The organism is Pantoea sp. MHSD4, from assembly GCF_021043305.1.
In the GTDB taxonomy this organism is placed as follows: Bacteria; Pseudomonadota; Gammaproteobacteria; order Enterobacterales; family Enterobacteriaceae; genus Pantoea; species Pantoea eucalypti.
Genome location: NZ_JAJNDH010000001.1, coordinates 555,797 through 581,611, shown reverse-complemented (window position 1 = coordinate 581,611; position 25,815 = coordinate 555,797). Strand labels below are relative to the sequence as shown.

25 protein-coding genes and 1 tRNA gene are annotated in these 25,815 nt (G+C 53.8%); 19 read left to right on the top strand and 7 right to left on the bottom strand.

The features are described 5' to 3' along the window. Positions 1 to 5 precede the first annotated feature (5 nt). Both LQK91_RS02560 and LQK91_RS02555 read right to left on the bottom strand, forming a co-directional pair. Positions 6 to 995 (bottom strand): ABC transporter substrate-binding protein, encoded by a 990-nt coding sequence (locus LQK91_RS02560; RefSeq protein WP_105099011.1) that lies wholly within the window; start codon positions 993 to 995, stop codon positions 6 to 8. A gap of 263 nt (positions 996 to 1,258) precedes the next feature. Beyond that, on the bottom strand, positions 1,259 to 2,182 hold the full coding sequence (locus LQK91_RS02555; RefSeq protein WP_039659886.1) for a LysR family transcriptional regulator: 924 nt from the start codon (positions 2,180 to 2,182) through the stop codon (positions 1,259 to 1,261). A 212-nt stretch (positions 2,183 to 2,394) separates the two neighbouring features. On the opposite strand from LQK91_RS02555, the gene LQK91_RS02550 reads away from it, so the two are divergent. Genes LQK91_RS02550 through LQK91_RS02515 form a run of 8 tightly spaced genes read left to right on the top strand, consistent with a single transcriptional unit; the run spans position 2,395 to position 10,104 of the window. Beyond that, positions 2,395 to 3,369 carry a PDR/VanB family oxidoreductase gene (locus LQK91_RS02550; RefSeq protein WP_105099010.1) on the top strand — a complete coding sequence of 325 codons (975 nt, stop codon included), beginning with the start codon at positions 2,395 to 2,397 and terminating at the stop codon, positions 3,367 to 3,369. Between the two features lie 20 nt (positions 3,370 to 3,389). Beyond that, positions 3,390 to 4,670: an amidohydrolase family protein gene (locus LQK91_RS02545; RefSeq protein ID WP_039659882.1), complete on the top strand. Its 1,281-nt coding sequence runs from the start codon at positions 3,390 to 3,392 to the stop codon at positions 4,668 to 4,670. After that, positions 4,660 to 5,121, top strand: a complete 462-nt coding sequence (locus tag LQK91_RS02540) for a RidA family protein (protein ID WP_105099009.1) — start codon at positions 4,660 to 4,662, stop codon at positions 5,119 to 5,121. Before LQK91_RS02545 ends, LQK91_RS02540 begins: the two co-directional genes overlap by 11 nt. Before the next feature lie 29 nt (positions 5,122 to 5,150). Then, entirely contained in the window at positions 5,151 to 6,032 is an 882-nt protein-coding gene (locus LQK91_RS02535) for a creatininase family protein (RefSeq protein WP_004571368.1), read from the top strand. Between the two features lie 13 nt (positions 6,033 to 6,045). Continuing rightward, positions 6,046 to 7,029, top strand: coding sequence for an ABC transporter substrate-binding protein (locus LQK91_RS02530; RefSeq protein ID WP_039659879.1), 984 nt, complete (start codon positions 6,046 to 6,048; stop codon positions 7,027 to 7,029). Further along, complete coding sequence (locus tag LQK91_RS02525; protein ID WP_004571366.1) at positions 7,026 to 7,853, top strand: ABC transporter ATP-binding protein; 828 nt, start codon at positions 7,026 to 7,028, stop codon at positions 7,851 to 7,853. Before LQK91_RS02530 ends, LQK91_RS02525 begins: the two co-directional genes overlap by 4 nt. 4 nt (positions 7,854 to 7,857) lie before the next feature. Then, on the top strand, positions 7,858 to 8,673 hold the full coding sequence (locus LQK91_RS02520) for an ABC transporter permease (protein ID WP_105099008.1): 816 nt from the start codon (positions 7,858 to 7,860) through the stop codon (positions 8,671 to 8,673). A gap of 27 nt (positions 8,674 to 8,700) precedes the next feature. Next, complete coding sequence (locus LQK91_RS02515) at positions 8,701 to 10,104, top strand: FAD-binding oxidoreductase (protein WP_105099007.1); 1,404 nt, start codon at positions 8,701 to 8,703, stop codon at positions 10,102 to 10,104. Positions 10,105 to 10,840: 736 nt separating this feature from the next. Here the strand turns inward: LQK91_RS02515 and LQK91_RS02510 are convergent. Then, entirely contained in the window at positions 10,841 to 11,053 is a 213-nt protein-coding gene (locus LQK91_RS02510) for a hypothetical protein (protein ID WP_370640789.1), read from the bottom strand. A gap of 503 nt (positions 11,054 to 11,556) precedes the next feature. Here LQK91_RS02510 and LQK91_RS02505 point away from each other — a divergent pair. Further along, the gene (locus LQK91_RS02505) at positions 11,557 to 13,467 is read left to right on the top strand and encodes a methyl-accepting chemotaxis protein (RefSeq protein WP_105099006.1); all 1,911 of its coding nucleotides are present in this window, start codon (positions 11,557 to 11,559) and stop codon (positions 13,465 to 13,467) included. A gap of 434 nt (positions 13,468 to 13,901) precedes the next feature. Here LQK91_RS02505 and LQK91_RS02500 read toward each other — a convergent pair whose 3' ends face one another. Further along, a complete protein-coding gene (locus LQK91_RS02500) occupies positions 13,902 to 14,162 on the bottom strand; it encodes a hypothetical protein (protein WP_004571361.1) in 261 nt (86 codons plus the stop codon). 200 nt (positions 14,163 to 14,362) lie between these two features. Here LQK91_RS02500 and LQK91_RS21985 point away from each other — a divergent pair, with 200 nt between their 5' ends. Then, positions 14,363 to 14,497 (top strand): hypothetical protein, encoded by a 135-nt coding sequence (locus LQK91_RS21985; protein ID WP_255348850.1) that lies wholly within the window; start codon positions 14,363 to 14,365, stop codon positions 14,495 to 14,497. 80 nt (positions 14,498 to 14,577) lie between these two features. Next, entirely contained in the window at positions 14,578 to 15,276 is a 699-nt protein-coding gene (locus LQK91_RS02495) for an RluA family pseudouridine synthase (protein ID WP_033762058.1), read from the top strand. Between the two features lie 16 nt (positions 15,277 to 15,292). Here LQK91_RS02495 and LQK91_RS02490 read toward each other — a convergent pair whose 3' ends face one another. Continuing rightward, entirely contained in the window at positions 15,293 to 15,832 is a 540-nt protein-coding gene (locus tag LQK91_RS02490; RefSeq protein WP_078804538.1) for a DUF2058 domain-containing protein, read from the bottom strand. A 162-nt stretch (positions 15,833 to 15,994) separates the two neighbouring features. Between LQK91_RS02490 and LQK91_RS02485 the strand changes: the two genes are divergently transcribed. The 3 genes from LQK91_RS02485 to LQK91_RS02475 all read left to right on the top strand — a co-directional run bounded on the left by LQK91_RS02485 (position 15,995) and on the right by LQK91_RS02475 (position 18,936). Next, positions 15,995 to 16,627: a TetR family transcriptional regulator gene (locus LQK91_RS02485; RefSeq protein WP_008926027.1), complete on the top strand. Its 633-nt coding sequence runs from the start codon at positions 15,995 to 15,997 to the stop codon at positions 16,625 to 16,627. Between the two features lie 83 nt (positions 16,628 to 16,710). Beyond that, a complete protein-coding gene (locus tag LQK91_RS02480) occupies positions 16,711 to 18,093 on the top strand; it encodes a D-arabinono-1,4-lactone oxidase (RefSeq protein ID WP_105099005.1) in 1,383 nt (460 codons plus the stop codon). A 12-nt stretch (positions 18,094 to 18,105) separates the two neighbouring features. Continuing rightward, complete coding sequence (locus LQK91_RS02475; RefSeq protein WP_004571356.1) at positions 18,106 to 18,936, top strand: glycosyltransferase family 8 protein; 831 nt, start codon at positions 18,106 to 18,108, stop codon at positions 18,934 to 18,936. 88 nt (positions 18,937 to 19,024) lie between these two features. Here LQK91_RS02475 and LQK91_RS02470 read toward each other — a convergent pair whose 3' ends face one another. Next, positions 19,025 to 20,146: a Gfo/Idh/MocA family protein gene (locus LQK91_RS02470; RefSeq protein ID WP_105099004.1), complete on the bottom strand. Its 1,122-nt coding sequence runs from the start codon at positions 20,144 to 20,146 to the stop codon at positions 19,025 to 19,027. Between the two features lie 332 nt (positions 20,147 to 20,478). Between LQK91_RS02470 and LQK91_RS02465 the strand changes: the two genes are divergently transcribed. Beyond that, a tRNA-Asn gene (locus LQK91_RS02465) sits at positions 20,479 to 20,554 on the top strand. Positions 20,555 to 20,785: 231 nt separating this feature from the next. Here LQK91_RS02465 and LQK91_RS02460 read toward each other — a convergent pair. Beyond that, positions 20,786 to 21,259 (bottom strand): NUDIX hydrolase, encoded by a 474-nt coding sequence (locus LQK91_RS02460; RefSeq protein WP_033762056.1) that lies wholly within the window; start codon positions 21,257 to 21,259, stop codon positions 20,786 to 20,788. Between the two features lie 471 nt (positions 21,260 to 21,730). On the opposite strand from LQK91_RS02460, the gene LQK91_RS02455 reads away from it, so the two are divergent. The 4 genes from LQK91_RS02455 to LQK91_RS02440 are packed head-to-tail and all read left to right on the top strand — an operon-like array spanning position 21,731 to position 25,669. Then, positions 21,731 to 23,182, top strand: coding sequence for a circularly permuted type 2 ATP-grasp protein (locus LQK91_RS02455; RefSeq protein WP_004571354.1), 1,452 nt, complete (start codon positions 21,731 to 21,733; stop codon positions 23,180 to 23,182). Then, positions 23,176 to 24,117 carry an alpha-E domain-containing protein gene (locus LQK91_RS02450; protein WP_004571353.1) on the top strand — a complete coding sequence of 314 codons (942 nt, stop codon included), beginning with the start codon at positions 23,176 to 23,178 and terminating at the stop codon, positions 24,115 to 24,117. The genes LQK91_RS02455 and LQK91_RS02450 overlap by 7 nt, the downstream gene beginning before the upstream one ends. Further along, on the top strand, positions 24,117 to 24,911 hold the full coding sequence (locus tag LQK91_RS02445) for a transglutaminase family protein (RefSeq protein ID WP_004571352.1): 795 nt from the start codon (positions 24,117 to 24,119) through the stop codon (positions 24,909 to 24,911). Before LQK91_RS02450 ends, LQK91_RS02445 begins: the two co-directional genes overlap by 1 nt. A 26-nt stretch (positions 24,912 to 24,937) precedes the next feature. Then, on the top strand, positions 24,938 to 25,669 hold the full coding sequence (locus tag LQK91_RS02440; RefSeq protein WP_105099003.1) for a proteasome-type protease: 732 nt from the start codon (positions 24,938 to 24,940) through the stop codon (positions 25,667 to 25,669). Positions 25,670 to 25,815 lie beyond the last annotated feature (146 nt).

Here is a 25,815-nt window from a genome sequence, read left to right as displayed (position 1 = left end):
ACTCCTCAGGGCTTAACCTGCATCTGGTCGACAATTTCAGTGGTATACGCCTGCTTCCAGTCGGTATTCGCATTCAGCAGTCTGGCGTTCACCATGAAATCACGGGTTTTCTGCCAGCGGGCTTCCGTCATGGTGCCCCACCCCTTTGTTGCCGCATCACCGCCGTCAATCAGATGGTGCGCTTTGATTTGCTGAACGCCCCAGGCCAGCAGGTCGTCCGTCATCTTCGGGTTATCCTTTTTGATCAGCGCGTTGCCCGCCGCCGGATTTTGCAGATAGCTTACCCATCCTTCCATCGACGCCTTTACAAACTTAGCCATCGCCTCTTTACGGCCGCTGATCAGTTCAGGACGGGTGATCAGAATGCCGCCGTAAGGGGGATAGCCGTGCTCTGAGAAGAGGAAGAAATTCGATTTCACACCCGCCTTTTGTGCCTGAAAAACTTCAGAACTGACATAGGCTTGCTGCGCGACATTTTCGTCAGCCACAAAGGGCTGGATATTGAAGGTGTAAGGACGAACCTGTGAATCGCTAAGCTGATAGCGTGCTTTCAGCCATGGCCACCAGGTCGATTGCCCGGAGCTGGAGACTAAAATGGTTTTGTCTTTCAGACCGTCCAGGGAAGTGACTGAAGCATGTGTCAGCAGCCCCTGAGGATCAAACTGGAAAGGGGCGGCGATGGCTTTGGCCTGAAAACCGCGCTGTACGGATTCGAGTAGCTGGAGATCATAACCGATGATCACGTCCGCGCGCTTTGCCAGCAGCAACTGCATGCCGTTGACCTGCGGGCCGCCGGACTGAATGCTGACATCCAGCCCGTAACGCTTGTAAATGCCTGTGGCCTGCGCCTGATAATAGCCGCCCTGCTCCGCCTGCGCGTACCAGGATGTCAGTAGCGCTATTTTCTCATCGGCGTGTGCCGACAGTGAAAATGCGGCAGGGATCAGCGCGCTCAGCACGCAGCAAGACAGGGGAATGCGGGAAACTGACTTCATTGCTCCTCTCCTAATCATCACCGGAGGGGCGTTGAGCGAATGCGGCTCAGCTCCCCTGACCGGCTCAAAATGAACCGCGAAATGGTTGCTGAGCAATGTCCCGCGCAGTTGCCCGCACTGACCGCTTCTACTCACTGTGGGTTATACAAGAAAGGTGCCAACTTCACGAATGCGCTTTCTCTGCGCTTTAACAGGGGATTGATCGGCGCTGGCTCTGCAACCTTTGATTCATTACAAAGCAACCAGCACCAGAACAGTGCAAATCAATCCCGATCACCTCGCGGCATCTGGATCTCGCTGAACAACATCTCCAGCTGTTTGAGCATCATCGAGGCGGCCAGCGAAAGCTGTCTTGTCGGGGCGACGCACAACGAAAGGGTGAACGTTTTTAATTGCGGATCGGTCAGCGGAATAAATTGCAGTTCATCGCTTTCCACCTCATCAATGATGTCGAGCCAGCAGAGAATACCGATGCCCATTTTCTCTTTAATCAGCGTGCGGATCATGTGGATGTTATTGGATACCGCGACTTCGTTAATCATGTCGCCGTTGATATTCATCAGCGCCTGGACGGGTTCGGCCAGCATCAGCGGCGCAGCCGGCAGGATAAACGGATATTCCATGCACTGGCTAAAACGCACGTGGCTTCTGTCGCCGAGCGGGTGCCCTTTCGGCACCACAATCCCCAGCTCGATTTCTGCAAAAGCGCGTACCTGCAACTCTCGTGAACTTTGCGGATTAAGCATCAGACCAAAGTCAGCATCGCCAGATATCAGCGCCTGCTGAATGTCCACATTGTTCATGGTGGTCAGCGTGAAAGAGATATTCGGATAATCAGCATGCACCTTCCTGAGCATCGCCGAGAAAAACTGCCGGTTGATGGCGTCAATGGTGGCAATTCGCACGTGTCCGCGCCGCAGACCGCGCAGGTCATCGAGTTGCTCGCAGACGCGGGTGAAATCCTTTTTCCAGTTGTTGGCGGCGTGCAATAGCAGCTCGCCGGCTGCCGTTAGCCGCAATCCGGTCGGGTGCCGTTCAAACAGCGGCATTGCCAGTTCTTTTTCCACCCGCAGGATCTGCCGGTCAATCGACGATGCGGCGACATGTAAGGTTTCTGACGCCTTACGAAACGAGCCCTGGCGGGCAACCTCAGTGAAGTACAGCAGAAACCGTGAGAATGCGAACATGATTGAGTGCTCTCTTTTTTGCAACGGGATGTGCGAATCAAAGCGCTGGACGCAACAGCTTTACAACAATAACGTAGCTTTCATTGCAATGGGAACAATCGTTTCATCGACATTACATCCCGCCGCGGGCTATTCCAGGCCGGATGGCAGCAGGTTATGCGGTGAACAGGTTACCCTGGTTTATGAATGACTCATCAAAATGAATACGGTAAATGACGATGAATGATGCCGGATTAATTCCTGTCACGATCAAGGCGATCGGCGAAAATGGTAAAGGAAATATTTCACTGCAACTTATTGCGCAGGACGGTGGATTATTACCGCCCTGGTTACCCGGTGCGCACATTGACCTTTTCATTCCTGAAATTGGCCCGCGCCAGTATTCTCTCTGCAACGAAAATCACAGCGGGGAATATTATGAAATCTGCGTAAAACTGGCAGACAACGCGACCGGCGGGTCGCACTTTATTCATCATCATTTCAGTGCTAACGACACACTCAATATCTCGATGCCACGTAACCATTTCCCTCTGCCAGCCGCCGGGCGCTATCTGTTATTTGCCGGAGGAATTGGCATTACGCCACTGCTGGCGATGGCGGAACAGATTTCTCGGCAAGGCATTGAATTTGAACTGCACTACTACATTTCGGGCCTGGATAAAGCGGCGTATATACCGCGTCTCACAGCACCTTCACTGGCAAAAAATCTCTTTTTACATGACAGCAGCGCAAACGATTCCCTGCGGCACACGACGCCGCTGAGCCTGTGTCAGCCGGATGCCAATACGCAGGTGATGGCCTGTGGCCCGGATGGGTTTATTAAGCGCCTTGAAGAGATTATGTACACGCACCACTGGCATAAGAATCAATTATCTTTTGAGCGATTCAGCAATAACACTATAAACAAAAATAACGCCAACTCTGAATTTCACATTGAGCTGAAATCCAGCGGAAAACGTTATTTAGTTGGTTCAGACCAAAGCATTGCAGAAGTCTTATTGAGTGCCAGAGTCGATATTATGCTGTCGTGCGAACAGGGTATTTGCGGCTCATGCATTACGGATGTCATCGACGGTATTCCCGATCACCGCGACTGCGTGCTGACAGAAGAAGAGAAAGCGGAGAACACGCAGATTACGCTGTGCTGTTCGCGCGCTAAGAGTCCTGTTCTGGTCCTGGACCTGTAATGCCAACGCGGAGCCTCAATATGAACTTTCCTTCTTTTGCCTCACCGTTAAACGGCATTGCCAACGTTCGCCTTCCCGCCTGGCTGCTTCCTGCCGGGTGGCCTGAGGAGGCAGGTGAACCGGTGACGGCAGATCTGCGCGTTGAGGCAGGCAAAATAACTTCCATGACGCCTTTTCAGCCCGACCAGAATGATTTGTGGGACGCACAGGGCATGCTGGCGCTGCCAGGTCTGCTCGAACCTCATGCGCATCTTGATAAAACCTTCACCATTGGTCGCAGCCGTCCCCTAAAACCCGGTCTGCTGGCCGCGATTGAAACCCTGCATGAGGATCGCCGGCACTGGACCACGGCAGATCTTCATCAGCGTGCCCGACAGGGAATGGCATGGGCCGCCGCCAACGGCGTAACCCGCCTGCGCACCCATATTGACTGGTTCGATGCCACGCCGCCGCTGGCCTGGACGGCACTGGCCACTATCACACAACCCGGCGTCATGCTGGAACGGGTGGCGCTGGTCCCGCTGACTCTTTTTGCCGACAGCGAGGCCGCTGACCGCATCGCCGCTGCGGTGGCGCAAAGCGGGAACCACTGCCTGCTGGGTGGATTTATCCACTCATCCAACTGGGATCCGGCCGCCATGACCAACCTGATGCGCAGTGCCTCGCGCTGGCAACTGAATCTGGATTTGCATATCGATGAAGAGCTCTCGCCGGTGGCACACGGCCTGAGCTGGCTGGCGCATTACCTGTCAGAAAATAGATTCAGCGGCCATATCTGTTGCAGCCACGGCTGCGCGCTGGCCTCCGGCAGTGAACATCAGGCAGTGGAGGTCCTGCGTTTGCTGGCGGAGCAGCGCGTCACGCTGATTGCACTGCCGATGACCAACCTGCTGTTGCAGGATGCCGTCACCGGCCGCACGCCACGACAGCGCGGCATAACGCTGCTGAAAGAGGCGCAGGCGGCAGGCGTTCCGGTGCTGCTCGGTTGCGATAACGTGCAGGACGCTTTTTGTCCGGCCGGCAGCTACGACCCGCTGGATACGCTGGCCTGTGCCCTGTTCGCACTGCAGCTGGATAACGTTTTTGACTGGCAGTCGCGACTGATCTGCGATGTCGCCGCGCTGAGCGGTGATGCACCGCCCGGCCTGCCACTCGCACCTGGCAGCGATGCCACGCTGATTCTCTTTCCAGGCAGCGACAGCCTGACCTGGCCTTTAAACAGCGCAGCCCGGCTGGTTTTCCACCATGGCAGGCTTGCCCACCAACGTACCTGGAATCCGGAGTTATCCCATGAGTCTTGAAGCGGGTGCGGGTAAACCGCTCGCCAACTATGCCGCGTGGCGCCGCGCGGGCGATTTTGTTTTTCTCTCGGGCGTGATTCCGGTTAATCCGCAGAGCGGGACCTTCGTGCGCGGCTTTCAGGATATCCCCGCCGAAGCACGCCTGCTGTTGGGTGAAACCGGCGAATTCTCGACTGATATCAAACAGGGGCCGATCCTCGCCCAGAGCTGGTATGTGCTCGAAAGTATCCGCCACATCATTGAAGACGCCGGCGGGCAGATGAGTGATGTGATCAAGCTGGTGCAGTACTTTCGCAATCTTGATCATTTCCCCTATTACAGCCGGGTCAGAAAGCTTTTTTATCCCGGTCAACCGCCGGTTTCTACCGTGGTTCAGGTCAGCGAAATGCTGCCCTGCGCCGACGTGCTGATTGAAGTGGAAGCCACCGCCTGGTTACTCCAGTCCCGCTAACCCTGACAAGTCCGAATACGAGGCAGAGCATGATTAACGGCTATATTCCCGCAGAACGTTTTCTCCCTTTTCTGAGCTGGACAGCTATCGCTGCTCTGCCCGACAAGGCTAACACCGTGATTGTCTTACCGACCGGCGCCATCGAACAGCATGGCCCGCATCTGCCGTGTTCGGTGGACAGCGTGATTTCCTCCGGCGTCGCGGGTCACGCACTGGCGCGGCTTCCGGAAGAGATTCCGGCCTTCGCGATTCCGCCCATTACTTACGGCAAGTCGGACGAGCATCTGAACTTCCCCGGCACGCTGACCCTGACCGGCGACACGCTGTTGCAGACGGTGCTGGAAATTGCCGAATCGCTCTACCGCGCCGGGTTCCGCAAACTGCTGATGATCAATGGGCACGGCGGACAGCCGCAGGTGCTGCAAATGGCCTCGCGGGAAATGCGCCTGCGTCACGGGGACATGATCATGATCCCGCACGACGTGTTCCGCGTGCCTAACGTGGAAAATCAGTTCCTGAGTGCGCAGGAGCAGAAAATGGCGATGCATGCCGGTCACAGCGAAACGGCAGTGATGCTGGCTCTGGCACCGGAATGCGTTCACATGGAGCACGCGGTCGCCAATTATCCGCCGGCGTTTCCCTGTCCGACGCTGTCATCTGGCCGCCCTGTCGCCGCCTGGGCTTCTTATGATTTTGGTCCGAGCGGCGTAATCGGCGATCCGATTGGCGCAACCGCCGAACAGGGGCACGCGATCCTCGATTCGCTGGCGGCAAGCTGGGCGCAGGCGATCACGGAGATCCACCTGATGGAATGGACAGTCCGCAGCGAACCCACCTGGGGTAAACACCACTGGAACGGCTTTGTGCAAACCCGCTTCACTCCTCCTTCGTCTTCTCTGGCCTCTGAATAAAGGAATTCTCAAGATGAAACTACGGCGTTCACCCGCTTACACCCTGCTGGCTCTGCTGCTGAGCGGCGTTTCGGCCAGTTCAATGGCGGAAGAGAAATTCACGTTCCTGACCAACTGGTACGCGCAGGCGGAGCATGGCGGATTTTACGAGGCGCAGGCTAAAGGGTTGTACAAAACCGCCGGTCTGGATGTCAGCATTAAAATGGGCGGCCCGCAGGTTAACGTGATGCAACTGATGGCCGCTGGTCAGGCGGACTGTACGCTCGGCGACAATGGCCAGGCGCTGGAAACCTGGCAGGCTGGCGTGCATGCGGTGACCGTGGCGACGGTGTTCCAGCATTCGCCGACGGTGTTTATCAGCCACGATAAAGTCGGGGCCGGCGAGCAACTGAAAGACAAAACCTTTTTGCTGGCGACCGAGGCGTATACCTCATTCTGGCCCTGGGCGAAAAGTGAACTGGGGCTGGGTAACGCCAAAGTCCGGCCCTACACCTTCAGCGTGCAGCCGTTTCTTGCGGACAATAATCTGGTACAGCAGGGTTATGTAACTTCCGAGCCGTTCTCAATCGAGAAAGGTGGCAAACCGTTCTATGTCTACATGCTTAGCGACTGGGGATATCCGCCTTACGGCAACTCCATTATCTGCATGGCCGACACTGTCAAAAAACGCCCGGCAGCCGTGGCGGCGTTCGTGAAAGCCTCCATGCAGGGCTGGAAGGAATATCTGCAGGACCCCGCCGCGGGCAACGCGCTCATTACCCAGGCTAACCCGCGTATGGGCGCCGACCAGATTGCCTTTGGCATTGCGCAGATGAAGAAGTATGCGCTGGTGACGGGTGGCGACGCGCAAACCGGCGGTATCGGCATCATCACTGAACCTCGTCTGAAAAAGACCTGGGAGATGTTGGTCAAAAATAAACTCATCGACGCGGATAAAGTGCCGTTTGCGCAGACCTATACCCTCGACATGATTAAAGACGCGAAGGTTATGCCATGAATTCAGCCCCGAAACTCACCGTGATGAGCGATGTCCGCTCAGTTATTTCTCCAACCGTTCCGGCTATCGAGGTGTTGTCGGCGGAGAAAATTTACAGCAACGGCACCCGCGCGCTTCTGCCGGTCAATCTGACCATTAATCAGGGTGAATTTGTCACGCTGCTCGGCCCGTCGGGCTGCGGCAAAAGTACGCTGTTAAAAATGGTTGCCGGTCTGGTGGAACCCAGCGACGGCAAGCTGATGCTGTGGCGCCGCGAAAGTCGTGAAAAAGCGCAGGTTCCGCTCTCTTTCGTGTTTCAGGAAGCCACGCTGATGCCGTGGAGTAATGTGCAGAATAACGTGCGTTTGCCGCTGGATCTGGCAGGCGTACCCCGCGCTGAAGCCAATACCCGCGTCAGTGAAGCGCTGGAACTGGTGGGGCTTGGCAAATTTGCCAACGTCCTGCCTCGCGAACTGTCAGGCGGCATGCAGATGCGCGTGTCGATTGCCCGCGGCCTGGTCACGCGCCCGAAGCTGCTGCTGATGGATGAACCGTTCGGCGCGCTCGACGAAATCACCCGCAACAAACTCGACAGCGACCTGCTGCGCCTGTGGCGGGAACAGGGACTGACGGTCGTGTTCGTCACTCACTCGATCCACGAAGCGGTGTTCCTGTCGCAGCGGGTGATCATGATGGCCGCGCGTCCGGGGCGCGTGGTGGAAGATATCGCCATCAACGAACCTTTTCCGCGCAGCGAAGATTTCCGCGTCAGTCCGGCATTTTCACGCTATGCGAAGCAGTTGCAGGACAGCCTGCTGCAAGCCAGCCAATCGGGTATGGAGTAACGGTATGAAAACGCAAAATGCTTCTCCGTGGATCAACAACCCCACGTCTCGCAAAGTGCTCTATCCGGCGGTAGTCGCCGTGGTGGTCATTTTGCTATGGCAAGGCTGGGTGAGCTATTTCAACATCCCTCAGTTTCTTGTGCCGTCACCGGTGGTGATGCTGCAAAGCCTGTGGACACATTGCGGTTCGCTGATGACGTCGCTGCTGTTCACCCTGAAAATCACCCTGATTTCATTTTTACTGTCGATTGTCATCGGTGCAGTCGTGGCGTTCGTACTGGTACAGAACCGCTTTATTGAAACCGCGCTGTTTCCCTACATCGTGTTCCTGCAGGTGACGCCGATCGTCGCCATCGCGCCGTTGATCATCATCTGGGTCAAAGACACGACATTGTCGCTGGTGGTGTGTTCAACGCTGATGGCGGTGTTCCCGATTATTTCCAATACCACACAGGGGCTTCGCAGCGTATCGCCGGGGCTGCTGAGCTATTTTCAGCTGAATCACGCCAGCCGTCTGCAAATCCTCATTCGCCTGCGCATTCCCTCCGCTCTGCCCTATTTCTTCGGCGCACTGCGCATTTCCAGCGGTCTGTCCCTGATTGGTGCGGTGGTGGCTGAGTTTGTGGCCGGCACCGGCGGCAATAATACCGGCCTGGCCTACCAGATATTGCAGGCGGGCTATCAGCTGGACATCCCGCTGATGTTTGCCGCTCTGCTGCTTATTTCACTCACCGGCATTGCACTCTTTGGCGCGATGTCCTGGATTTCCCGACGCGTGCTGAGTGCCTGGCATGAAAGCGAAGCCGTGCAATCTCATTAACCTCATTCATCTTTAGGCAGGAAGATTATGGACAGTGAACAACGTCAACAGGCGCTCGCCCTGATTCTGCAGGCGCTGCCTGATCTGGACTGGACTTTACAGGCGCCGAAGGTCAAACGCCTTTCCCGTGATTTTCACTGGTTCAGCCCGGTGCTTAAGCGGCAACTGGAAGACAAACAGGCCGATGCCGTGGTCAGGCCGCGCAGCGAAGAAGAGCTGAGATTACTGGTGAAAGCCTGTGTTCAGCATCAGTTGCCGCTGATCCTGCGCGGCGGCGCGACCGGCAACTACGGCCAGCTGGTGCCACTGGAGGGCGGCATTCTGGTCGATATGACCGGATTCAATCAGGTATGTGAACTGGGCAACGGCGTGGTACGGGCGCAGGCTGGGATCCGGCTGGCGGAGATTGAAACCCTGACCCGGCCAACAGGATGGGAACTGCGCTGCATGCCTTCCACCTACCGGCTCGCCAGTCTGGGCGGCCTTTACGGCGGCGGATTTGGCGGTATCGGCTCCATTAACTACGGCCCACTCGGCGCGCCCGGCAATGTGCTCAGCGTAAAAGTCATGACGATGGAAGCCGAACCACGCATTCTGCAGGTGCCCGCGCCACAGGCATTGCTGCTGCATCATGCCTATGGCAGCAACGGTATTGTGCTTGAGGTGGCGCTGGCACTGGCACCGGTCCATCAGTGGATTGAGAGGCTGGACGTGTTTGATGATTTCACCGACGCGCTGGATTATGCCAATGCCTTTGCCCGTTCGCCGGGGCTGGCAAAACGCCAGCTCGCGCTGTTCGCCGCGCCAATCCCCTCTTATTTCAGTCACCTGAACGGACGCTATCAGGCCAGCCAGCATGCGGTAATCAGTGTGATCGCGCAGGAAAGCGAAGGATTTTGCGCGCATCTGCTGGAAAAATACCGCGGTCAGAGCGCCCTGCGCCAGCCGGCCGACGAAGCGCGTGAGGCTAACGCGTCGCTGATGGAGTATTGCTGGAACCACACCACGCTGCACGCACTTAAAGTTGACAGCTCTCTGACATATTTACAGACAGCGTTTAATCACACCTGTTATCGTCAGCAGATTATCGATATGGCAGCGTTGTTCGGTGATGAGGTTATTTCGCATATTGAATTCCTGCGTGACAATGATGGCAACATTACCGCAAGCGGTTTGCAACTTGTGCATTATTCAACTGAAGAAAGACTGAATGAAATAATGACAACCTTCCGTGACAATGACGTAAAAATAAATAACCCACATGTTTATCATATTGAGGATGGTAAACAGGGAGAAATTAAACCTGACGTCGTTTCTGTTAAGAAGTGTCTTGATCCTGAAGGATTACTTAACCCCGGCAAGCTCAGAGGCTGGGCGGAACGCGACAATCTGATATTAGATAAAGACCCTCTGTTATTAATTATTAAATAATAATAATCCTCCCCACTTCTGGTGACAGAAACAGAGGCGGGGCGGCGATTGCCTGTGTGTGCCCTTAAATAAAAGTTACCGGCAGTTGTTCTGCCAGGCAACTCTATTACTTTTTGACAGGATGGCACTAATGAGAAATAACCTATTCAGCGTTACGCTGAAGTTGAGCGCTATTGGTGTCGGATTTTCAATTCGCTTTTTATTCCATGGAATAACTAACGTATTAAATACTGAAAATTTTATTTCTGCATGCCTGAGCCGATTAGGGATGGAACTAAAGAATGGAGGGGGAATGTAGGATAACGTTCAGACCATACTGAATTTTTAGTGAGATCACTAATTTTATTAGTCGATAACTGAATACGGTCTGAGATAAAAATCAGCGTAATTTTTCGGTGACACCTGACTAACCTTAATGTGATTTAAATTTTAAACAAACTAATCACTGTCACATCAATCTGAAGGCATGAATAATATCTGTAAGAATGTTTAGCAGAGTGGTTGGAAAGGGGAATCTGCGTAAATACGGAATCATTCAGGATGAAGATGATAGCCTGACAGATAATAAAGATTCTTGCCGGACGTGGGTGTACATTCTTTGCGCCAGTGAGACAACCCCATCATATTAAGAGACGCTGGCGGGTTAACATCGGGCACCGCTTTCTGTGATGATGCGGTGCCCGATAGCGTCAGGGAATCGGTCGACTGTTTTTTGAAGAACTGCGGGAAATCAGGATTATTTTTTACGCCAGAAAAGAAAGGCAGCCAACGCTGTGAGCACGCCAATCAACGGCATTGTTCCCGCGCCGGCCAGAAAGTTATGCCGATCAATGGCATTCTCTTTTCTGATATCTGCAAAGCGCGCAGCGGCCTGCTTTTCATCAGGAGCACGCACTTCTTCAGCCTCTTTTATAAACCCCTGAGCAAGCAACTCGCTGGCGCGGTTCATGTCTGACCTTGCCAGGGCAATGGTCTGTTTTCCCTGCGTGTAGAAACAGTAATCTGGCATCAGTTGTGCTCACTATTGAGAGTGGGATTTCTACTTTATAGGATAGTGCGCGTGGTAAATAGCATTGCTCATGAATAAAGCTGTTTATATCTGACTGCTTAATCAAAACATTAGAAAAATCCTGCAGTTTCCCTTTGTAAACCGTTATCGCTTTTGATCCATACTTTCATAAAATAATTTTGATCAGGATCAAATAAATACAATTCAACTCCATATAATTATAAATTTTTATTTTATTAATCAGAAAGTTGCAATCATGCCTGAAATTATTAGAAGGCAAATAATTTCAACATTAACAATAAAAAGCCAACTCATTAGCCCCTCATGCAATTATAAATAAAATTAAAGGTTATTTTCACCCTGACGATATAAAGATCATCTTTGGCATTATTTAACTTTTTTTCCTTTTCTTCTGCTTCTGAACCTCATTAAAGGTGAACCTCATGGGTCTTTCTCAACGTATCTCTGATATTAAAATCGGAAAAAAACTGGGTGCCGGCTTTATCGTCCTTATCGCTGCCTCCCTTGCCATTACCTTTATGGCTTTTGACTGTTTTCGCAGTATCAAAGACAACTCTGCCCGGCGCTCAATTACCGTGGAAATGGTTAACACCTTAGGCAAAGCACGTCTTAACCGTACCCTCTACCAGTACACCAAAGATCCCAAATTTGCGTCACAGAACGTTCAGGCCCTGAAGGATCTAGAAGCGCTTTATAGACGGCTGGATGGATTCAAATGGGATGAGATTGGTCAGCAGAAAGTCACCCTGATGGGACAGCTGCTCAACGACTATAAGAACCAGCGTGAGAAATTTGTGGCATCCGCGGAAACGACCTCCGCCGCTCTCAATGCGATTAAACCCGGTGCCCTGATCGGTTTTGCACATCAGTTTGAATCGCTCGATATGGCTCAGTCACCGGATGCGGCCCTTCCCGTCATGCATCTGGCTGCCGCACTGTTTGATGCCGCCAATGTTGAAAAAGCGTTTCTGGATAAACCCACAGAGACCAGCAGAGATGCGGTCCTGGAAGAATACACTGCGATTAATACGCTGAGTGAGCAGCTGGACATTTTTGCTCAGCCCACCATTAGTGATGGCACGCGAAACTTACTTAACACGCTTGCGCAGCAGCGCCAGGCTTTAACGCGCTATATCGATGCTTCAGAGAAAGAAAAAGGCGAATCTGCGAGCCTGACTGCTGCTGCTGAACGGCTCAATGCGGCAGTCTCTGACACCTTTGCGTTCCAGTCTCAGCTTTCTGCAGAGTTCATTAAACAGGCGGAGTGGCGTATTGCGTTTGCCGCGCTGATTTGTGCCATTCTGAGCCTGCTGATTGCCTGGCGGATCACCCGCAGCATTACGCAGCCCCTGAAAGAGACACTGAATGCCGCGCAGCGTATCGCCAGCGGTGATTTAACAACCTCGCTGAAAACCACGCGTGGCGATGAGTTGGGTCAGTTGATGCAGGCGGTAGATGCAATGAACATCAGCCTGCAGAACATCATCACCAACGTGCGCGATGGCGTCAGCAGCGTGGCGCGCGCTTCGGCAGAAATTGCCGCAGGCAACACCGACCTGTCATCGCGCACTGAACAGCAGTCTGCCGCCGTGGTTCAGACGGCTGCCAGTATGGAAGAGCTCTCCTCGACGGTGAAACAGAATGCGGAGAACGCCCACCATGCAAGTCAGCTGGCGACCGATGCGTCGGTGAATGCCGGACGCGGTGGTGAGATTATTCGTGATGTTATCGTCACCATGGACAGCATCAGCCAGAGTTCAGGGAAAATTGGCGAAATCATTCACGTCATCAACAGCATCTCTTTCCAGACTAACATCCTGGCACTCAACGCTGCCGTGGAAGCGGCACGCGCCGGTGAACAGGGGCGCGGGTTTGCGGTGGTTGCAGGTGAAGTGAGAAATCTGGCCCAGCGCAGCTCGCTGGCCGCTAAAGAGATTGAAACGCTGATTCGCGAGTCACTTGACCGGGTGCAGGATGGCTCTGCGTTTGTTGAACGCGCCGGCACCACGATGAATGACATCGTTCGCTCAGTCAGTCAGGTTAAAGACATTATGGGTGAGATTGCTGCCGCATCTGACGAGCAAAACCGCGGCATTTCTCAGATTGCCACGGCCATGGCCGAAATGGATACCACCACGCAACAGAACGCCGCGCTGGTTGAAGAGTCTTCCGCTGCAGCCAGCTCTCTGGAGTCGCAGGCAGATGAACTGGAAAAAACAGTGGCTGTGTTCCGTCTCTCTGCCGTGCAAACCCGGACTCCGGTTCTGACGCCACGTTTAGTACCTGCTGTGCCTGTGGCGGCATCCGCAGACGCCAGCTGGGAGAGTTTTTAACCCGTAGCAACGCGTCAATCTGTTCTGCACGTTAATTCAGCCAGCCTTGTCACAACGAGGCTGGCTGAAATAGTCATTATCTTCAGACAACAAGACTGTCGATAAACAGAAAGCCTACAGCAACGGCCGCCGCAGGCACGACGTGAAGATGTTGAATATGATGGCAGCGATACAATCTGGCTGGACGGCGGGTGCGATGTGTCTCTCGCCTGATTTGTATCAGGCTGGCGGTTTGCAGGCAGAAAGGGATCTGGGAGGTTGTAGTAGAAAGGGATAATGTCGCGATCACAGGTGCAGTTTTTGAGTGCAGGAGAAGTGTCGTCCCTGACATTATCTCCGGCCGGTATACGCTCTCGCGCAACCGTTGAGGTCGTCCGCTTCGTCGTTTTCCGGCCGGAGCCGGACTACGTCCACTGGCGTCAGTTCTATCGGGGCTAGTTCAGCTCTTCGTTCAGGCCTGCAAGCGTTCGCAGGTACGGCACCTGCTGCTGGGCAACCGCTGGTGAAGTAAAACTACTCAGCCAGTTTCTGGCTTTGTCGATTTTCTCCAGTCGATCAGCGTTGCTTTCAGATTTCGCCATCAAACCCAGCTGAGTAAAGAGTGATGCGATACTGATTTCTTTCTCACCCAGGGCAAGGCTTAGTGCCGCTTCGCCAATAATGACGTGGCCTTTCTCGTCGTTTTGAATTAACACAGAAAATCCTCCATTTGGTACGAATTGATGACAACCTCACCAGAGACTGTAGTCGTTAAAGCGAGACTTGCCCGAATAAATCACTAAAAATCGTGCAAGTTGCTGTTCAAATGTACTAAAAGTTTTTTTCCGGATTGTTCTGTTTGTCTCTGTCACCGTTCCTGCCAGACTGACTGCCCTTATCAGCACTGGATGCAGCCATGAAACTTTCTGTTCTTCTCACGTTGTTAGCCGCGACGGTATGCTCAGTATTTGTTGCTCAGGCGGGGTTCGGAACGCATCAGGCCAGCCAGTCGCTCGCCACACAAAGCGGTGAAACCATTACGGGAGAATAAAGACCCGGTGAAGTCTGCCGTCGTCGTCAGTGACCGGGCAATAGGTTATGATCTCCGGCCCTTTGTCTGCCGGTTGCACCATGTCTGCCATTATCGATACGTTTATCGCCCCACCCTGCTTTGATGAGATCACATTTCTCTTTCAGGATGCACATCTGCTGGTGATCAACAAACCCGGCGGATTGCTGAGCCTGTCAGGTAAAAATCCTCAAAATCTTGATTCGGTGCATCACCGGCTGGTCAGCCTTTTCCCTGGCTGCACGCTGGTGCATCGGCTCGACTTCGGCACATCCGGCCTGATGGTTGTTGCACGAAACAAGGCGATTAACGCCGCCCTCTGCCAGCAGTTCAGCCAGCGTAGCGTGAGCAAAACCTACCAGGCCCTGCTGTGCGGCCATCTGTCCGATGATGAGGGAGTCATTGATGCTGCCATCGCGAAAGATCCGGCGTTGTTTCCCCGGATGACGATATGCGCCATCAGGGGCAAACCCGCGCGGTCACGCTACCGGGTCACTGAACGCGGTTATTATCAGGGAAGTGAGGGAGACGCGTTGCCGGTCACGCGGGTTGAGCTGACGCCCGAAACCGGACGCACCCACCAGCTTCGTATTCACTGTCAGCAGCGGGGGCACCCGATTCTGGGCTGTGATCTTTACGGTGGGCTGTTGATGCCGGGCGCCCAACAGGCAGAAAGGCTGATGCTGCACGCCAGTGGGCTGACGTTTGTTCATCCTGTCAGCGGCGAGGTAATGCAACTCTCTGCCGCCAGCCCGTTCTGAATGGGTCAGAATACAATTACCACATCAAATCATCAGGGACTTTGAAATCAGCATAAGGATCATCTTCGTCCTGTGCTTCTTCGCTTAATGCGCTGTTTAACACGATGGCGCTGGCATCACGCTGCGCAATTTTATCCGCTACGCTGGCCGGGATGATAGCGTACTGGCTCTCACCACTGGCGTCGGCAGCCAGGCGGGCAATGGCGAGACGACCATTAATCAGCTGCGTCTGCGTAGGCTTATCCACCATGATCTTTTTAATCAGGTTATTGTCGGTAAAGTTGAAGGTGATGTTGCCTTTTGCCACATCAATTTTGTTCATCTCAATCAACTGCTTGACCTGGGCTTTGTACTCTTTCGACAGCACAGCCAGCTTCTGCTGTTCGTTCAGCTGCTTATCCCGCTCAAGCTGCGCCTTTTTGTTGTCTTCCACCGCGGCTCTGGCTTCGCGCGCCTGAACCCGGGATTTTTTGGCTGTGCGCTGAACCTTGTCCATTTTTTTGCTGGATACCAATCCCGCTTTCAGCATCTGCTCTTGCAAGGTGAGTTTTGTCATTGTGGTCTCTGAGTCGTCTCTGAAGCTGTGAAATTCTATCCGGGATTATACCTGCAATCGTCCGGCGTGTGCCAGGTTGCCGCATCTGCTGCGCCTGCGGTTGCAGGCAGCCACTCAACACTGTGCTAACATTCCCCGGTCAGAATCACTTTATTGAGCACCATGTCAGAACTAACAAAACGTAAAAATGACCCTGAAGGGCTGAAAAAACGCATCATTGCCGGCGCACTTAAGACGTTTGCAGAATTTGGTATGCAGGGTGCGCGGCTGGAGCAGATTGCTGAGCATGCGCAGACCACGAAACGCATGGTGGTCTATCACTTTGGCAGTAAAGAACAGCTTTATATCGACGTGCTGGAACAGGTTTATCAGCAGATACGTCAGCATGAAACGGGCCTTAACCTTGCGGCGATGGAGCCAGAGCTGGCTATGACACGGCTGGTGGAAGCCAGTTTTGATTACCATGTCGAGCATCCCGATTTTATCCGGCTGGTCTGCAGTGAGAACCTGCTGCGCGGTCGCTATATTTCCCAGTCGGCGCAGATAAAAGCACTCAACCGCAGTGCGCTGGATCTGCTGGATGATATCCTGGCACGGGGTCAGCAACAGGGCGTGTTTACATCCGGCGTGCAGACCATTGATGTTCATCGCCTGATCAGTAGCATCTGCGTTCACCACGTTTCGAACCGTTATACTTTCAACGCCCTGTTTAGCCCTGATAATAGCGAAGCGGAGAGTATTCGCCGTAATCGTCAGCTGGCTGTCACCGCAACGTTACGTTACATCCGTAAATAATTACCGGCATTCCTGACTGCATTTGGCAATAGTCTACGCTTAGTGATACTTGTCTTTTAAATGCAATAATAAGGAATGCTGTTGTGACCAGAGACGCACGCCTCTATCCGCTTCGTCAGACCCATATTAAACCCGATGATGATGCACTGTGGAACTGGGCGCAGAACGCGCAGATCGGCCGTCGTCAGCAGGTTCATCGTCCCGCCAGTGAAGCGGAATTACAGAAACTTCTTCGGGAGTCACGCGGTCAGATTCGGGTGATTGGCAGCAAGCTGTCGCCAGGCCGCATGCTGCACGTCGCTGATGATGATGTGCTGCTTGATCTCAGCGCACTGAGTGGCCAGCTCGCCAGCGATGAAGAGAGCGTGACCTTTGGTGGCGCGACCCCGCTTGAGCAGGTTTATCGCAGCCTGACCGAAATGAACCGCATGCTGGCATCTTCACCAGGTGTGATAGCGATTCAGACGCTGGCCGGTGCGATGGCGACCGGCACGCACGGCCAGGGTTTGCAGCAGAGTTCGATTGCCGATGAGGCGCTGGCAATCCGGATGGTGCTGGCCGATGGCAGCGTGCGCGAATTTGTTCGTGGTGAAGCTGACTTCCCGGCCGCGCAGGTTTCTCTCGGGGCGCTGGGCATTGTTACTGCGGTAAAACTTCGTACGCAGCCGTTTCGCATTTTCACCTGCCACAAGAATGCCGTGTCCGCTGATACGCTTGAAGAGGATCTGTTGCGCTGGAACAACGACTATCCGCTGAGTAAAGCGTGGTGGTTTGTTGACGACAACCTGATGCACGTCTGGAACGCCCATGAAGCGAGTGCCGAAGAGCGTGAGCACTATGAAGCACAGGGTCGTCAGGTGGTGGAACATGAGGGTGAGGTTGATGAGAGTCTTAACGACACTATCGACCAGACGCTGGCGCATATGCATCGCGATACTCAGATTGAGGGCAAAGGGGGAAAACAGTTCCGCACCGTTACCCGTTTTCGTGATTTCACCGATGTTACCGGTGACATCTACCAGCTCTTCTGCCGTGGCATTGCAGTCCCCCAGATCAATGTGGAAATCGGCGTACCGCTGGCAAAAACGCCGGCCATTATTCGCCGGATCAAGCAATGGTATGCCGAAAACCGTCCGCATATGCACTACCCGATTATCCTGCGCTGCACCGGCGCATCGTCAGCCTGGCTCAGCCCGGCAACTGACCAACCCACCTGCTTTTTCGGCTTTGTCGTCTATTACGCCGATGATGGCTCGCTATCTCAGGAAGGGCTGCACTTCCTGACTGAAGTGGAAAAATTGCTCGCCGAGGAGGGTGGACGCCCGCACTGGGGCAAGTATTACGACGAAGAACGCTACAACTGGCGTGAGATCTATCCGAAGTGGGACGCCTTCCGCGCCCTGCGCAGCCAGCTCGACCCGCAGGGCCGACTGGGTAACGACTACATCACGCCACTTTTTGACTGATTGAGGAAAGCTATGTTTGCCTGGGTAACGCTGTTAACACAACCCGATTATCTGGTGGGCGTGAAAGCGCTGCACCGTTCGCTGAAAGAGAGCCAGAGCCAGTGGCCGCTGGTGGTGATGACGACATCGGCGATTTCAGACGCTGACTGTCAGATTCTGCAAAATGAAGGCTGTGTGATTAAACCGGTCGATCCGCTCTATCCGCGTGACGATCTTGACCAGCATTACGCCTCGGCGCAGTTTGGTGAGGTCTGGACCAAGCTGCGCGCATGGCAGCTCACTGATTATCAGCGGGTGGTGTTCCTGGATGCGGATATGCTGGTGCTTAAAAACATGGATGAGCTGTTTACGCTGGATCTGGGTGAAAACCCGCTGGCTGCCTGTCACGCCTGCCGCTGTAATCCCAACCAGATTGCCTCTTATCCGCCAGAATGGCAGCCAGAGCAGTGTCATTACACCTGGCAGGCACGCGGTGAGCAGGCGCCGGAGAGCGTCGACTATTATCTCAACGGCGGTTTTCTGGTGCTGAAGCCTGACAACGCAATGTTCGACGCACTGGAAAAACGTATTGCCGCCATTGATGATCTCAGCGCTTATCCGTTCTCCGAGCAGGATCTGCTGAATGAAGTGTTCGCGGAACGCTGGAAACCGCTCTCTTATATCTACAATGCGTTAAAAACGCTGCCCTTCCAGCACCGTGGCCTCTGGCAGGATGATGAGGTGAAGAACCTGCACTATATTCTGGCGAAGCCGTGGAAACGCGATCTCAATCAGCCGGAGAGCCAGCGTGATCGGTTCTATGCGCTGGACAAGCTGTGGTGGGAAAAAAGCGGCTTGATCTGATTACTTAAGGGCGGGAACTTTAGGTTCCCGCCCTGCCCGACGGCATTCATTACCGCAGCGGCAATTTCCTCTCATCTGTGACGCTGCATTACACCGCGATCCAGCGGCGCTGCTCTGCGGAGTGCGCAATCGCTTCCAGGACTTTCTGCACCTGCAATCCCTCTGCGAAATCGGGCCACATGCGATCACCCGCCGCGATACCGTTGATCAGATCGCGGATCTCCACCGTTTTTTGATCGTTAAATCCGATGCCGTGCCCGGCTGAAACACAGAAGTTCGCGTAATCAGGATGGGCTGGCCCGGTGAGGATGGTTTTAAATCCCTGACGCCCGGCGGGATCGTCATGCAGATAAAGTTCAAGCTCGGCCATACGCTCCTGGGTATACCGCAGTGTGCCTTTGGTGCCGGTGACGACGTAGGTCAGCCCCATTTTTGCGCCACAGGCGATGCGTGAGGTTTCAATCACGCCATGTGCGCCATTCGAGAAGCGCAGCAGCGCGCTGGCCTGATCCTCGTTTTCAACCGGTAACTGCCGTTCAGGTGCTTTCGGGTCGGGCCGTGAGGTAATTACCGTCATCATGTCGCCGCTGACCTCTGCAATGTCACCGACCAGGTAGTGCGCCATATTGACGATGTGCGCCGCCAGATCGCCCAGCGCACCCAGACCGGCCAGCGCTTTCTGACAGTGCCAGTCGAGCGGGGTTTCCGGTCTGGCGAGGTAATCTTCGTTGTGGGTGCCGTAGAAATGCACCACATCACCAATTTCGCCATTGGCAATGATCTCTTTTGCCAGCTGGCTGGTGGGGTTTTTCATATAGTTGAAGCCGACCAGCGTTTTTACCCCTGCGGCTTCAGCCGCCGCGACCATCTCCTGCGCGTCCGAAACGCTCAGCGACAGCGGCTTTTCTGAATAGACATGTTTGCCGTGGCGAATCGCCTCCAGCGCCATCTCTTTGTGCAGGAAGTTAGGCGCGCAGATATCCACCACATCAATCGCCGGATCGCTGACCAGCGCGCGCCAGTCACCGGTTGAACGCGCAAAACCAAAGGTTGCTGCCTGTCGGGCCGCCAGTTCAGGATTCACTTCGGCCAGCATCTCCCGCACGATTTCGCCTTTCAGCGCGAAGACGGTGGGTGCCTGGGCGTAGGCAATTGCGTGGCAGCGCCCGATATAGCCGCTGCCGATCATGCCGATTCTGACTTTGTTCATGTCAACTCCGTATATTCTGTTCAGGATTGAAATGAAATCTACGTTTCGTTTCTGTTGCTGACAAAGCGAGAATAGAGACTTTGTGACGGCCGTAAAAAACTATCCGCTTAAATCATGCGCACAGCAGTCTGACAAGCGCTTTGCACCATCGGAACACCTCATAAACACCTCAGTTTTGCGTGCCTCTTTTTCCGCATGAATGCTCCTTGCAGCGCGTTCTGTCACGGCATAACACGCGATAGTGGCGACTATTTCAGCAGTCGCGCGAATTTATGAAAAAGAGCTTTGACATGCTCCGGCGTGGCCGTTACTATGCGCCCCGTTCAAACGATTCCTCTGTAGTTCAGTCGGTAGAACGGCGGACTGTTAATCCGTATGTCACTGGTTCGAGTCCAGTCAGAGGAGCCAAATTAGAAAAGCCTGCTTAGGAAACTAAGCGGGCTTTTTGCTTTTTGGCGTTTGAGTCTGAATAACCCTTCTCTTCAGGCAACCCTGGCTCTGAAAGGATTTTCACCCTAATAAATATTTGAGAGCGGCAGTTGCTGTTATGTGACGGGCTGATAGCAGCAAAGTCATGACATTGAAGAAAGACGGGTTACAACCGTGGACAGTTTTGCGTCAGTGAAGAGGTTCAGAATATCATGACGCCGTTAACGTCGACGATCCGTCCGGCTTGCTTTGAAGTATGTTAATGATTAAGTCGCGTGGAAAAATTGTCTCATTGGTGTGTATCAGCTCTTCTATTGTCCACCAATGATAATCGCGAATGACTTCCTTTTCATTGCTACTCCATCCTGAGCGATCGAGATCGACGGTATTTGCATTAACCATAAAGAACCGCTCATCAGCAAGTACTGTCTCTCCACTGGGTAACATCATTGTGAAAGTTCGGGACGCTATTTCTGGTCCAGTTAATGTTCCTGTCAAACCCGTCTCTTCAAATAATTCGCGTAGAGCGGCCTGCTCGAAAGATTCATTATTTTCAAGCCCTCCTCCCGGCGTTGCCCAGTATGTTTTTCCCCTCAGAGCATCGTCTTCATGACAGAACCTGAAGAGCAGGACATGATTTTCAGGCGAAAGAATGATCAGCCGTGATGATGGTCGAATACGCACATTCCCCCTCTTAAAAATTCTTAGCTACTGATTCTCAAAATTTATATAAACATAAATTGCAGCCTGAATCGCCCTGAATGTCTGAATTATCTTACCGCTTCAGTCTCACTCACTGTCCGCTGCTCGCGCTCAACAGATCTCTCATTCCTGGAGTTTTTCTGCTGCGCTCCATAAGCAGATGTTGCTTAAGGCAGCTTGAATTGATCCACATGGAGCCGATAAGCGGACTCTGCGGTAAGTGCGTCGTTTCCTGGCATTACTGGCAATTGCCTCATCAGCGACCATATTTAAAGTAAGCAACTTGTTTTTGCCCTCTTTTCACACAACCTGAAAGCGAGCCGCACCCGAACAGGGCAGAACCGCCCCTTTTTCCCTGATTTTCAGCCCATTTTGCACCCTGGCACACTTTATGCCTGATCGTCAGTGTTATTGAACGATTCAATTGCAGCCTGTCCTGTTTGTGAGGTGATGATGATCAAGATTGACCTTTCCGATTCACCCTTTTTTGATGAAATGTTGATGGCTGAAGGTAAACACCGCAGCCATTATCAGGACTACTGGCAGTGGTTGCAGAAAGCCGATCAGCAGGCCGTCCAGCGCAAAAAAGAGGAAGCTGCGCTGTTGTTTCACCGGGTGGGGATTACCTTTAATGTTTATGGTGAAGACGATGGCGCGGAACGGCTGATCCCGTTCGACAGCGTGCCACGTATTATTCCGGCCAGCGAATGGCAGATGCTTGATCGCGGGATTCGTCAGCGGGTTCAGGCACTCAATGCGTTTCTGCATGATATTTATCATGACCAGAAGATCCTCAAGGCAGGGATCGTGCCCGCTGAACAGGTGCTGGCCAACGAGCAGTATCAGCCCTGCATGCAGGGTATCGACCTTCACCGTGATACTTACGCCCACATTGCCGGAACCGACATGGTGCGGGGAGGCGATGGCGAATATTACGTGCTGGAAGATAACCTTCGCACGCCCTCTGGTGTCTCTTACATGCTGGAAAACCGCAAAATGATGATGCGGTTATATCCCGAACTGTTTGCCGGGCAGCGTATCGCGCCGGTTTCCCGCTACCCTTCTCACTTACTGCAAACCCTGCGCGAAAGCACGACCGTCAACGATCCCACCGTTGTGGTACTGACACCTGGCCGCTTTAACAGCGCCTATTTCGAGCACAGCTTCCTCGCTCAACAAATGGGCGTTGAACTGGTTGAAAGTGTCGATCTGTTCGTGAAAGACGGCGCGGTGTTTATGCGCACTACCGCAGGCCCCTGCAGGATTGATGTGATCTATCGACGTATCGACGACGCCTTCCTCGACCCGCTGGCGTTTCGCGCCGATTCCATGCTCGGCGTTCCCGGCCTGCTGTCAGTCTACCGATCCGGTGGTGTGGTGCTGGCGAATGCGATAGGCACCGGCGTGGCAGATGATAAATCGATCTATCCGTATGTTCCGGAGATGATCCGCTACTACCTTGCTGAAGATCCCATTCTCAACAACGTGCCGACGTGGCAATGCCGCAAAGAGAGCGATCTCTCTTTCGTACTGGCAAACCTGGAAAAAATGGTGGTGAAAGAGGTTCATGGTGCTGGCGGTTACGGCATGCTGATTGGCCCCAAGGCCAGCAAGGCGGAAATCGAACGCTTTCGCGAATTGTTGCGCGCCCGCCCGGAAAATTACATCGCGCAGGAAACACTGGCGCTTTCCACCTGCCCGACCTTTGTCGATAACGGGCTCGCACCGCGTCACATCGACCTGCGGCCCTTTGCGCTGACTGGCGCCGAAATTCGTCTGGTACCAGGTGGATTAACCCGCGTAGCACTGGAAGAAGGCTCACTGGTGGTGAATTCCTCTCAGGGCGGCGGAACCAAAGATACCTGGGTACTGGAAGAAAATGCGACGGAGGATGATGCATGCTAAGCAGAACAGCCAGCGAACTGTACTGGATGGCACGTTATCTGGAACGCGCCGAGACAATTGCACGCCTGCTGGACGTGACCAATAAGCTGTCGATGATGTCGATCCGTGATGTCCACGCACGCGATGAAAACAATGATTTACTGGTCCCGCTGACCATGACCGGCACGCGGGATCTGTTCGACGAGCACTATCCGCAGGCGTCGATGGGAAATCTGCTTAATTTCTTCGCGCTGGACAGTTTCAACCACAGCAGCATTTTCAGTTGTCTGCAAATGGCCTGGAACAATGCGCATGCGGTGCGTGGCAGCCTTTCCTCTGAAGTCTGGGAAAGCATCAATGCCACGTGGATAGAGATGAAGCTGATCCGCCGTCAGGGCGTCGGTTCTGCCGGTGCAGATGCGTTCTTTGACTGGGTCAAAGAGCGTTCACATCTGTTCCGTGGGGCGATGTTTGGCACCTTGCTGCGCAGTGATGCACAAAACTTCATCCGCCTCGGTACCCTGCTGGAACGCGCAGACAGCACCGCGCGCCTGCTGGATGCTAAAAATCAGCTGTTGAACGCCGATGAGGATCCGGTGCGTGAATACTACCGGATGGACACGCTATTGCGTGCAGTCAGCGCCCGCGAAGCGTTCCATACGCTTTATAAGCAACAAATCAGCCAGAGAGGTATTGCCGAGCTGTTGATACTGCGCCGCGAGCTACCGCGTTCTCTGCTTTCCTGCATCGAACTTATGGCCCAGGAGCTGGATGAGATCGGTGGCAGCGCGGGTAATCAGCCCCGTCGTCGCGTTCATACCCTTTATGCTCAGCTGCGCTTCACCGAAATGGACGAAATTGTTGAGATGGGTCTCAGTCCCTGGCTGATGCAGTTTCTGGATCAGACCAATGCCATCGCTGAGTGCATTCATCAAACCTATCTGGAGGCTCAATAATGAAACTGAATGTCACGCATCAGACGCATTACAGCTATGCGCAACAGGTTAAACACAGCACGCAATATCTTCGCCTTACGCCGCAGGATTCCAGTCATCAGAAGATATTGTCGTGGGATCTGACCTTGCCGGAATATGCCACCCGCACGCTGGATGCATACGGCAATATCCTGCATGTTCTGACACTCGACCAGCCCCATCAGGCCATTACCATTGTCGCCAACGGCGTGGTGGAGATCGAAGATAATACGGAAGACGATAATTGCGGGCATCTCTCACCACTGGTGTTTCTGCGCACCAGCCCGCTGACGCTGGCCGATGGCGCGATCCGCGATTTCGCCAGTCGTTACTACCGGCCGCAGGCACAGCATGAGAGTCTGTGCAATCTGATGGGCGAACTGCTGCTGAAAATGCCCTATAACCCCGGCAGCACCACGGTAAAAGACAGCGCTTCCCAGGCCTTTTCCGCACAAACCGGCGTATGTCAGGACCACACGCATGTTTTCCTGGCCTGCTGCCGCAGCCTGGGTATCCCGGCGCGTTACGTCAGCGGCTATCTATACTCGGAAGACTCCGCACATGTGGCCATGCATGCGTGGGCGGAAGCCTGGCTGGATGACCGGTGGCAGAGCTTTGATGTCACCAATAACACCTGCCAACCGAATCAGCATTTGAAACTGGCTATCGGCATAGATTATCTTGATGCATGCCCGGTCCGCGGTATCCGGTTAGGTGGAGGAAGCGAAGACATGCGCACTGTTGCCGCCGTTGCCATGCTCGACGTTCCGCAATGATCCTGAATACCTGAGGAAGCCATTTTATGACTTACTGTGTGGCCATGCGCTTGTCCTCTGGCCTGGTGTTTGTTTCAGATTCACGCACCAATGCCGGAGTGGACCATATTTCCACCTTCCGTAAACTGCATGTTTTTCATCAAAGCGATGAGCGCGTGCTGGTGATTCAGAGTGCCGGAAATCTGGCGACCACACAGAGCATTATCAGTCTGCTGCATCGTCGCTGCGCAGACGATGAGCGGGAAAACCTGCTGAACGTAACGTCCCTGTATGATGCCGCCAGTTTGCTGGGTGAAACGGTGCGTGAAGTCATTGCCCGGGACAGCGGCGCAAATCAGGGCGGTAATACAGATTTCAGCTGCAACCTGTTGCTCGGCGGACAGATTAAAGGGGAAGGTCTGCGGCTGTTCCACATCTATCCGCAGGGGAACTTCATTGAAGCCACGCACGACACGCCCTATTTCCAGGTAGGTGAGAGTAAGTATGGTAAGCCGATTATTGATCGCGTGCTGAACTACGACACCGCTCTGGATCAGGCGATGCAATGTGCACTGATTTCGATGGACTCCACACTGCGCAGTAATCTTTCCGTGGGCCTGCCGCTGGATGTGATGACCTACCCCAAAGACAGCTTTAGTGCCGCGCAGCAGCATCGAATTACCGAAACGCACCCCTATTTCGACATGATCCGCAAGGGCTGGGGCGAAGGGCTGCTGAGCATTTTTGCGCAGTTGCCGCCGCTGAAACTGGACGAGTAATTATCTGCCACACCAGGTCTGAGTAAAAAGGATCGCCTCAGACCTGCCATCAGAAGCATAGCGCGCAAAAAAAACTGCACCCTACTCAGTTGGATTACCAACTTTTGGGGTGCAGTCACTTGTCAGCGTTTTATCGTGTTACTACC